We start from the raw sequence: 252 nt of genomic DNA on the forward strand, positions 1-252 counted from the left end.
CTCGCCGGCGAGCTCGCCGGCCACGGCGTAACTGGCAAGGGCCGCCGTCGTCGCCTCGAAGGAGTCGTCGGCGCCGGCCAGGAAGGCCGCCACCACGCCGGTCAGCGCGCAGCCCAGGGTGGTGACCCGGGGCATCAACGGGTGTCCGCCACGCACCTGGGCGAGGCGTCGGCCGTCGGTGACCAGGTCCACCTCGCCGGTCACGGCCACCACGCCGCCGGTGTGCTCGGCCAGGCGGCGGGCGGCCTCGAG

At 77.0% G+C, this 252-nt stretch carries 1 protein-coding gene; it reads right to left on the bottom strand.

The window, feature by feature from the left end; all coding sequences use genetic code 11:
• On the bottom strand, window positions 1-252 hold a 252-nt coding region (locus FN960_RS24475; RefSeq protein WP_185971165.1), incomplete at both ends, for a hydroxyethylthiazole kinase.

Origin of the sequence: Alkalicoccobacillus porphyridii (genome assembly GCF_007293315.1) — a bacterium.
Taxonomy (GTDB): domain Bacteria; phylum Bacillota; class Bacilli; order Bacillales; family Bacillaceae_D; genus Alkalicoccobacillus; species Alkalicoccobacillus porphyridii.